Here is a 9,717-nt window from a genome sequence, read left to right as displayed (position 1 = left end):
TTTTGCAGTCGAGGTATCTTTTTTTACATTTGCACAATCTTACGATAGCTTCTAGAAGTAATCATGAAAATCAGCACATAGGCGATGAGGAAGATAGCGCAGATAGACAAGGTCACAGTCAACATCATAGTCGTATCTATTACACCAATCACTTTTAAAATCAGACTAAGCATATGGTAGGCAAAGGCTAGATGTATGAAGGCAAAGAGCAAAGGAAGGAAGAAAACAGTTAAAACCTGTTTGTTGATGGTTTGCTTGATTTGCTTTTGATCTAAACCGACTTTCTGCAAGATAATAAAGCGTTCACGGTCTTCATAGCCTTCAGAAATTTGTTTGTAGTAGATGACAAGAACGGTTCCGACCATAAAGATAATGGATAGGAAAATACCGATAAAGAAGACACCACCAAAGAGGGCACTCATCTGAGCACTAGCATCTGATAAATTACTACCATAAACATAGCTACCTTCCGTGTTTAATTGAGCATTAAATTGATCGAGGTATTTATCATATTCTTCAGCGACCTTGAGTTGTTCTTCTTCACTGGCATTTACATTTATGCCACCGTAAAACTGATTATAGATAGCCGAATCTGGGAATTGATCCAAAAAGGCTTGTAAATCAGGTACAACAAGGTAATTGTAATCAGCAGTCAAAATATTAAACTGATTTGGGACATGGTTGACAATGAAATCTTTATTAAATTCTTCTTTTACAGAAAATTGATGATCATTCAGAGTTAGAGTTTTCTGTTCTTTAACTCCCTCATTCTTTGCAAAGAGTCCGACCTCATTTCCTGATAGAGACAGTTTTTGACCAGTCATATTTTCATAATCTTTTTGGTCAAATACCATGAAAACTGTTGTGGGTTGGACACGATTTTGTCCTTTTTCAAAAAGGGTTAACTTATTTCCTTCTTGGGCCGCAACACCAAAGTAAGTGTAACGAATCACTTCTTTTTCTTTAATCTTATAACCTTTGTCACTTGCAAACTGGCTCAAGAGTTTGTCCAAATCTTCTTTTTCAACATTTTGTCCTGAAACCCCAAAATCATGAGGATTTAGAACTTTTTTAAAGCTTTCTGAAGCATTAAAAATACTAGTAGCTGCTGACATGGTTACCAAGACCATTGTTGACAAGATAGCAATAGTTGCTAGCCCAACCGCATTTTTCTTCATACGGAAAATCAAATTAGACACTGAGATAAGGTTATTTGGTTGGTAATAGTATTGTTTGTTTTTCTTTAAAATTTGTAGGAAAACGGTAATCCCTGCATTAAACAAGAGATAGGTTCCAATTATAACCAGCAAAACAGCTAAGAAGAAGGTTGTTAAGGCTGTAAGAGGATCTTTTACAGTAAGGGCAAGATAGTAGCCAATCCCTAAACTAATGGAACCAAGAATAGTTTGGAGAGGAAGGAAGCGACCTTTTTTCTCACCACTAGCTTTTTCACGAGAAAGCTGGAGGGCATTCATACGGGCGATTCGAAGGGCATTCAGGAACATGAGACCTAGGAAAATCAAACCAAAGACAACAAGCACTGTAATGACAACTTTCATCTGGAAGGTAGCGACCAGCTCAACCTTCAATTTCATCAGTTTGAGTAGGAAAGCAAAAATTAACTTGTCAAACAAGGCTCCAATACCGATACCTGCTCCAACAGTTAGAATCCCAAATACCACTAACTCCTTAAAGGTCATACTGATTAGATGACGCTTCTCCAAGCCCAACATGCCATAAATTCCTAGTTCCTTAGAACGGTTTTTCATGACAAAACTATTGGCATAGAGGACGATAATGGCTGACGCGAGGGTGACGACAAACATACCAAATCCAAGTGTAGCTTGAATGGTTGTCCCTCCACGTATTTCAGCAATCTTGGGATTGAAGGTTAGGGAGTAAAAGAGATAGGTGACGGTGACTGCCAAGAGAACAGCCAGCGCAAAAGGATAGTAGAGTTTGCGGTTTTTAATCAAGTTCGATACCGCTAACTTATTGGTTAATCGAAACATACTAATTCACCTCGCTTGCCATGACAGTCAAGGTATCAGAAATTTCTTGGAACATCTGACGTTCTGTCTTATCTCCACGGTAGATTTGATTGTAAAGAATGCCGTCTTTGATAAAGAGTACACGTTTAGCTCTGCTAGCTGCTGCTGTTGAGTGGGTTACCATAAGAATGGTTTGGCCGCGCTCATTGATTTCATCAAAGACATCAAGTAAGGCTGCAGATGACTTGGAATCAAGGGCTCCTGTTGGCTCATCCGCAAGGAGAATTTCAGGTTCTGTGATGATGGCACGAGCTACTGCTACACGCTGCTTCTGACCACCTGAAATTTCATAAGGGTACTTCTCTTGCAATTGGTTGATACCTAGATTCTCAGCAGTCACCACCAATTTCTTCATCATTTCCGTAATGGGTCTTCTTGACAAGACAAGTGGAAGCAAGATATTGTCCTTAACAGACAAGGTATCTAGCAAGTTAAAGTCTTGGAATACGAAGCCCAACTTTTCACGACGGAAGCTAGAAGCCTGTGAATTTTTAATAGTTGCTGTATCAGTTCCATTCAGGTAAACCTGACCACGGGTTGGTTTGTCCAGCATAGCTAGGATATTGAGAAGAGTTGATTTACCAGAACCAGACTCACCCATGATGGCAACGTAGTCACCCTTTTCGACGATAAAGTGAATATCCTTGAGGGCCTCTACTTGGTTGCCCTGAAAACGAGTTTTATAAATTTTTTGAACGTGTTTTACATCTAAAAGTGTCATGAGAATCTCCTTTCTTAATATCCCATCAAATGAAATGTTGCTTGCATCATAGCGCATCCCAGCTGAACGCGCTCGATATCTTTGTGGCTTGGTTTTCTTGTTTTCTTATGTAAGATTTGTTTCATGATGTTACTCCTTTGTTCTTTATGAGTCTAGTTTACATCAAAAAAAGACCGCTTGCCATAACCTAACCTTACAAAATAGACTTTAATCTTACATTTTTGTAAGATTGGGGGGAATGTAGGCAAAATTACTTATAAAATGATTTGATTTCCTATTTTTAAAATTGTAAAATATAAGTGTGAAAAGGCTTACTTTGGAAAGGAGGAATCGGAACTATCATTTGAGTAAGCTTACCTAGGGTAACACACCATTAAATTGAACACTTACAAATCGTACTACCTATAAGGAAAGAAGGTGCGCTTTAATGAAACATAAAGAACATATACTCATCGGAATTCTCTATCTCCTCTCTCCATTCATCGGTCAGCTCTTAGTTGAAAAAACACACTTTATCGGTACAGAATTTACAGCTACTGCTTATGCTATTTGCTGGCTATCAGTTGTTATCAGCATCCACCATTTTTCAAAAAATGTATTGTCTCAGCATGAAAAATCAGATTAGAAATCTAAGTTTAAAATATTATTTTTAATTTGTATATGAGGCTGAGAAAATCTTATTAAAAGTAAAAAAGCTTTAAATCAAGCAGTTTAGACTATTGATTTAAAGCTTTTTGCTTATTCCAAATCTTCTGTAAAACCTCACCAAAACCAGCCTTCATTATCGTCAATGGCTTGGGCTTCTTTGCGTTTGCGTGGGCCTGTTCCGTACATTTCTGCTTCGATTTCTTCCTTGGTTGGCATGATAGAAGCTAGGATGATATAGATAATCACGCCAAGTCCAAAGTTTGCGACTGTGAAAATGGCAAACAGAAAACGAACAAGGGTAACATCAAAGTTCCACTTGTCTGACAGACCTGCCAGAACTCCTGAAATCATGCGATTTCGTCTCATTTTATAAAATTTACTGTTCATGATATTTCCTCTTTCTGCTAGGTTAGACATAGTATATCACGTGTAGACTAGGCTTTCATCAGTCCTCAGGCTGATTTACTAGTAGCAATTTACCTCTACAAAGTCCACAGCGATAGCGTTTGGTATTAATCCTACGCTTGCGCTGATACCTTTGCTGGCAGGATTGGCAACGATAGAGTTTGATTGCCTTGGAGTTGCTATTGGACAAGGTTGGCACAAAGCGTAATCCATCCACTGCTTTCAACAGTTCCTTAAAAGCTCGATCCTTGTGTTGATAGCCCTTCCCTTGAAAATAGAGGTGATAATGACAGAGTTCATGTCGGACAATTTTTCTAAAAACATCCAGACCCAGTTCCTGATAAACCTTAGGATTAAAATCCAAATGCCCATCTTTGGGGAAAAATCGCCCACCTGTCGAACATAGACGCCTATTCCACTGGACATGATGGATAAAAGGTCTGCTGAAGTCTTCTAGTGAAACCTGCTTAACGTAATCAGTCAGTTTCATTTGGAGCGAGTAGCGACAGATTGACTTTTTCACGTTCAGTATCGATTTTCTTAACCCAAACTGTTACCAAATCTCCGACGGCTACCACTTGGCTAGGATGTTTGATAAACTTGCGACTCATGTGGGAAATATGGATCAAACCGTCCTCATGAATTCCGATATCAACAAAAGCACCGAAGTCAACGACATTACGCACCACACCTTCCAGCTTCTGGCCGACTTTTAAGTCTTTAATATCCAAGACATCTTGACGGAGAACTGGAGCATCAAAAGAGTCACGGAAATCTCGACCTGGTTTGAGAAGATCTGCAATGATATCTTTAAGAGTTTCTGGACCAAGGTCTAGCTCTTGCGCCATATCTTTGACTGAAAGCGACTTGAGTTTGCTTTGGGCTTCTTCATTCAAGTCCTTGATGTCTAAGCGTTTGAAGAGTTCCTTAACGGCAGTGTAATTTTCTGGGTGAACCCCTGTATTGTCAAGGATATTACTACTTTCAGGTATACGAAGGAAACCAGCTGCCTGTTCAAAGGCCTTGGCCCCCAGACGCGGAACTTTCTTGATTTGAGCGCGTGAAGTGATTTTTCCCTCTTCCTCACGATATTTGACAATATTTTCAGAGATAGTTTTATTGAGTCCAGCTACATGGGAGAGAAGTGCTGGGCTGGCTGTATTGACATTGACACCGACTTGGTTTACCACTGTATCCACGACAAAGTCCAGACTTTCAGATAATTTTTTCTGGCTAACATCATGTTGGTACTGCCCTACCCCAATAGATTTGGGGTCAATTTTAACTAATTCAGCAAGAGGATCTTGCAAGCGACGGGCAATAGAGATGGCAGAGCGCTTTTCAACGGTTAATTCTGGAAATTCCTGACGAGCAAGCTCACTGGCAGAATAGACCGAAGCACCACTTTCATTGACGATAACATAGCTGACTTCAGGGAACTCTTTCAGAACTTCCGCCACAAAGGCTTCACTTTCACGACTGGCTGTTCCATTTCCGATGGCAATAATTTCCACGCCGTATTGACCAATCAAATCTGCCAAATCTTTCTTGGCTTCTTCGATTTGACGAGCTGATGCTGGTTTGACAGGATAAATGACCTGAGTTGTCAGCATTTTTCCTGTTGTATCCACGACAGCTAGCTTGGCACCTGTACGAAAGGCTGGGTCAAATCCAAGAACCACGCGCCCTTTCAATGGAGCAACCAAAAGGAGATTGCGTAGGTTGTCAGAAAAGAGTTGGATAGCTCCTTCTTCTGCCTTTTCAGTCAATTCTGTCCGAATACGGCGCTCGATAGCTGGCAAGACTTTTTCTTAACAGATTGCTGAACCACGTCATCAATATAAGTATTTTTACCTTGAAGCGAGCTGAAAAGAAAGCAAGAATACGGTCCGTCGCATGTTCAAAACCGACCTTCAAGACACCTAGCTTCTCCCCACGATTGAGGGCTAAGGTACGATAACCCTGCATATTTCCAACCGTCTCTGAAAAATCATAATAAATCTGAAAAACCTGCTTTTCATCAGGACTTTCATCCTTGACTTGCGAAGTGAGTTTAGAGTGTCTCAGCACCTCCTGATAAGTCATGGAACGCAAGGTCACATCTTCCGATAAAGCTTCGACCAAGATATCAACTGCACCAGCCAAGGCTTCCTTACCAGTCGCAAATCCTTCACAGACGAACTTTTCAGCTTCCTTCTCTAAGTCAGTTACATTCTGCAAAATCAAGCGAGCAAGTGGAAAGAGCCCTGCTTCACGAGCAATGGTTGCCTTGGTACGACGCTTTTCCTTGTATGGAAGATAGAGTTCTTCTACATCTGCTAATTTTTCGGCAGCTAAGATTGCCTCTTCCAACTCCTTGGTCAGCTTGCCTTGTTCTTGAATCTTAGCCAAAACAGCTTCCTTACGGTCGTTGAGATTGGTCAGACTTTTATCCAAGTCGATAATGGCCTTAATTGCCACCTCATCCAAACTACCAGTCATGTCCTTGCGATAACGCGCGATAAAGGGGATTGTCGCCCCTTCAGCAGTCAAACTTAGAACGGTATCAATTTGCTTTAACGTCACTCCCAAATCCTGGGAGATTTTTTCATATTTTTTATCCATGAATCTATTATACCACAAGCTAATATTATTCAATTTATCTCCTACAATATTTAACAACAAGATGTGGGGAATAGATTTATATTCTATAGCGCAATAACTTGTACTTAGAGAGCATTGCCGCCTTTTTTAACTAATCCATGATATCAAAAGTATTTAATGGATCTGACATAATAGCCAGTTCTGGAAGATGTTCCTGACCTGGAATAACACATTGACTTTTTTAATTTTTATAATTAATTCCTTTCGTTTCACTCAAGGCACAAAACAGAATGAAAAAGTGCTGTGCTCTTTATTTTGTTTTATCATAATAGTGAGAAAGCCTATCACTACTATAAATCATGGGGAGGTGAATAAGTGAGTGGTATAGTCACTACCTCGCATTTTTATAGGTGTCATTCTTTCCATCAAGCACAACTGACTGTGACTAGGAGCACGTAAACTTATAATTGAATAAGTGACTCGTTTGTGAAAGGAAAGGATAGCCAAGGGATAGGAAGACTCAAATTTGGTGAAGGGAGACCCTCGTGTTAAAAATTATTTATCCTAATTGTTGTGGTGAAGAATAGGATTTAGATTTTTGTTTCTAATCGATCAAAATGCGTGGTGTTTTTGAAAGATAAAAAATCGCAAGCCTAAGCCTGCGGTGGGGATAATCTTTTTTGAAATTTTTAAACAAAAAAGGAGCATTTAAGCTCCCTCCTTTGAAATAACGGACACTTGGCTGGTCGGTGTACCCAGCATCTCAGATACCTTTTTCAAGGTGCGGCAGGAACCTTTCTGCCCTCAAATGTCTTTTGTTAACATTATTCTAGCACTATCTACTTTTTTTGTCAAATTTTCTCAATCTACCAGACTTAATACGACTTTGTAACTTGTAATCTTGTAAACGATACATGGTCGGAACATAAGAGAAATCACCACTTTTATGTAACTTGATGGCAACAAGAACATTATTATCAAATCTTTTTACATATTCAAAACTGACATCTTTCTCTCGTGGATTGATGCCGACGAAATCTGGGTTCCTTAGTATGAGTTCCAGGTCTTCAATATGATGAATCAAATCATTGTGATGGCGTTTTATCATATGGCTTCTTAAACCTTCTTTGTTAACTTTGATATCACTAGCTTCAAGAACAATATTAAAAATATCTTTTACTTCGTCAGTAACCTAACCGATTTTTTCATGATCCATCATTTCCTCCGTTATTCCACAACTATTATATCACAATCATAGTGTATATCAGGATATATCAGGTAATATCAAGCTCTATTATTCGTTAGATACTCAATTTTAACTTTTCCCTTTTCCTTAAAATAATAGTATAATAGAGGTAGAATTTAGAATCGAGGTACACCTATGGCTGTAAAATTTACAAAAACGGACGACTTGGACAAGATGTTTGAAGAGTTTGCTAAACTCCCAGATTTGAAGCAAGTTACTTTCCCTGATGACAAAGAGAAAAAAGCCAAAGCAGAAAAGAAAAACTAGATGACTGCTTTCCAACAACTCCCATCTAGCGTGCTTCAGACTGGGGCTATTTTTCTCTCTATAATCATTGAAGCCCTACCCTTCGTTCTGATAGGAAGTATTGTTTCAGGACTGATTGAGGTTTATATCACACCTGAAAAGGTTTATCATTTTCTCCCTCGAAATCGTTGGGGGAGAATCTTTTTTGGCACCTTCGTAGGGATTCTTTTTCCCTCTTGTGAATGTGGAATCGTCCCCATTATCAATCGTTTTCTGGAAAAAAAGGTTCCCAGTTACACGGCTGTTCCCTTTCTTGTGACAGCACCTGTTATCAATCCCATTGTTCTCTTTGCGACCTATTCTGCCTTTGGCAACTCCTTCCATGTCGCCCTGTTACGAGCTCTTGGTTCCATTCTTGTAGCTGTGATACTTGGGATTTTTCTAGGATTCTTCTGGCAAGAACCGATTCAAAAAGAAAATCGGTTGGCTTGTCATGAGCATGATTTTTCTCATTTGAGCTCTGCAAAAAAGGTTTTTCAGGTTTTTGTGCAGGCCATTGATGAGTTTTTTGATACCGGACGTTATTTGGTATTTGGCTGTCTCTTTGCCTCTGTTATACAGGTTTATGTTCCGACTCGGATTCTGACCTCTATCAGTGCGACTCCCCTTTTTGCCATCCTGCTCTTGATGCTTTTGGCCTTTCTTCTCTCTCTCTGCAGTGAGGCGGATGCCTTTATCGGAGCTTCTCTTCTCTCAAGTTTCGGCTTAGCACCAGTTTTGGCCTTTCTCGTCATTGGCCCAATGCTGGATATCAAAAATATTCTCATGATGAAAAATTACTTGAAGGCACGATTTATCAGTCACTTCATTACGATTGTGACACTCGTTGTCTTAGTGTATTCTCTCTTGATTGGAGTCATCCTATGATTCGATTTTTAGTTTTAGCTGGCTATTTTGAACTGACTATTTACCTCCATCTGTCGGGCAAATTAAACCAGTACATCAACATGCACTATTCCTATCTGGCCTATATTTCCATGGTACTTTCCTTTATTTTGGCAATTGTTCAACTGTATATCTGGATGAGGCAAGTCAAAACCCACAGTCATCTGAACAGCCGATTAGCGAAGGTTACTAGTATTTCTCTTCTGGCTATTCCACTTGTCATCGGCTTAACTTTCCCAACTGTTAGCTTGGATTCTCAGACCGTTTCTGCCAAAGGCTATCATTTCCCCCTATCGGAAGGCACGGATCAAGCCATTCAGACCAGTGAAGGGACGACAAGCCAATATTTGAAACCAGATACCAGTTCTTATTTTTCAAAATCAGCCTATGAAAAGGAAATGCGAACTGCGGCGGATAAATACTTGTCCCAAGATAGCATTCAGATCACCAACGAAAACTATATGGAAGTCATGGAAGCCATATACGACTATCCAGATGAATTTGAGGGCAAGACAGTCCAGTTCACAGGTTTTGTCTACAATGACCCCAGTCATGCCAATAGCCAATTCCTGTTCCGCTTCGGCATTATTCACTGTATCGCAGATTCTGGTGTCTATGGATTGCTGACCAAGGGAAATACCCGTCAATACGAGAACAACACCTGGATAACAGCCAAAGGAAAACTGGTCAATTACTACCATAAAGAACTCAAACAAAACCTCCCAACATTGGAAATCGACAGCTTTACCAAAGTAGATAAACCAGAGAATCCCTATGTTTATCGCGTGTTTTAAAAGAATAAAAAGACAAAACGAACAAGTTCTCTTCTGAATGACAGAAAAAGAGCCTGTTCGTTTTTTGTTTATATGAGA

General features: G+C 39.7%; 9 protein-coding genes and 1 pseudogene. 4 read left to right on the top strand and 6 right to left on the bottom strand.

Features of this window, described 5'->3' with window-relative positions:
• Window positions 1-23 precede the first annotated feature (23 nt).
• Both SMIDD28_RS03700 and SMIDD28_RS03695 read right to left on the bottom strand, forming a co-directional pair.
• Window positions 24-2,012 carry an ABC transporter permease gene (locus tag SMIDD28_RS03700; RefSeq protein WP_061424805.1) on the bottom strand — a complete coding sequence of 663 codons (1,989 nt, stop codon included), beginning with the start codon at window positions 2,010-2,012 and terminating at the stop codon, window positions 24-26.
• A 1-nt stretch (window position 2,013) separates the two neighbouring features.
• Window positions 2,014-2,772 carry an ABC transporter ATP-binding protein gene (locus SMIDD28_RS03695; protein WP_061424803.1) on the bottom strand — a complete coding sequence of 253 codons (759 nt, stop codon included), beginning with the start codon at window positions 2,770-2,772 and terminating at the stop codon, window positions 2,014-2,016.
• Window positions 2,773-3,199: 427 nt separating this feature from the next.
• Between SMIDD28_RS03695 and SMIDD28_RS03690 the strand changes: the two genes are divergently transcribed.
• Entirely contained in the window at window positions 3,200-3,397 is a 198-nt protein-coding gene (locus SMIDD28_RS03690; protein WP_061424802.1) for a hypothetical protein, read from the top strand.
• Between the two features lie 137 nt (window positions 3,398-3,534).
• On the opposite strand, the gene SMIDD28_RS03685 is transcribed toward SMIDD28_RS03690, so the two are convergent.
• The 4 genes and pseudogenes from SMIDD28_RS03685 to SMIDD28_RS03670 form a co-directional block, all read right to left on the bottom strand.
• Window positions 3,535-3,807 (bottom strand): PspC domain-containing protein, encoded by a 273-nt coding sequence (locus SMIDD28_RS03685; RefSeq protein WP_001085044.1) that lies wholly within the window; start codon window positions 3,805-3,807, stop codon window positions 3,535-3,537.
• A 58-nt stretch (window positions 3,808-3,865) separates the two neighbouring features.
• Entirely contained in the window at window positions 3,866-4,315 is a 450-nt protein-coding gene (locus SMIDD28_RS03680) for a SprT family protein (RefSeq protein WP_061424801.1), read from the bottom strand.
• Window positions 4,302-6,429 (bottom strand): annotated as a pseudogene (locus SMIDD28_RS03675) (Tex family protein). The gene SMIDD28_RS03680 and the pseudogene SMIDD28_RS03675 overlap by 14 nt, the downstream one beginning before the upstream one ends.
• Before the next feature lie 814 nt (window positions 6,430-7,243).
• A complete protein-coding gene (locus tag SMIDD28_RS03670; RefSeq protein ID WP_416069020.1) occupies window positions 7,244-7,516 on the bottom strand; it encodes a PBECR3 domain-containing polyvalent protein in 273 nt (90 codons plus the stop codon).
• A 273-nt stretch (window positions 7,517-7,789) separates the two neighbouring features.
• Here SMIDD28_RS03670 and SMIDD28_RS12395 point away from each other — a divergent pair, with 273 nt between their 5' ends.
• From SMIDD28_RS12395 to SMIDD28_RS03655, 3 genes are read left to right on the top strand one after another with little or no spacing between them, the layout of a single operon-like run.
• Window positions 7,790-7,921 carry an SPJ_0845 family protein gene (locus SMIDD28_RS12395; protein WP_004234728.1) on the top strand — a complete coding sequence of 44 codons (132 nt, stop codon included), beginning with the start codon at window positions 7,790-7,792 and terminating at the stop codon, window positions 7,919-7,921.
• The gene (locus SMIDD28_RS03660) at window positions 7,922-8,827 is read left to right on the top strand and encodes a permease (protein WP_061424800.1); all 906 of its coding nucleotides are present in this window, start codon (window positions 7,922-7,924) and stop codon (window positions 8,825-8,827) included.
• The gene (locus tag SMIDD28_RS03655; RefSeq protein WP_061424798.1) at window positions 8,824-9,639 is read left to right on the top strand and encodes a TIGR03943 family putative permease subunit; all 816 of its coding nucleotides are present in this window, start codon (window positions 8,824-8,826) and stop codon (window positions 9,637-9,639) included. Before SMIDD28_RS03660 ends, SMIDD28_RS03655 begins: the two co-directional genes overlap by 4 nt.
• Window positions 9,640-9,717: the final 78 nt, after the last annotated feature.

This window comes from Streptococcus mitis (assembly GCF_001579045.1).
GTDB classification, from domain to species: Bacteria; Bacillota; Bacilli; order Lactobacillales; family Streptococcaceae; genus Streptococcus; species Streptococcus mitis_D.
The sequence above is the reverse complement of the archived record's forward strand: the minus strand, read 5'-3'. Positions and strand labels throughout refer to the sequence as shown.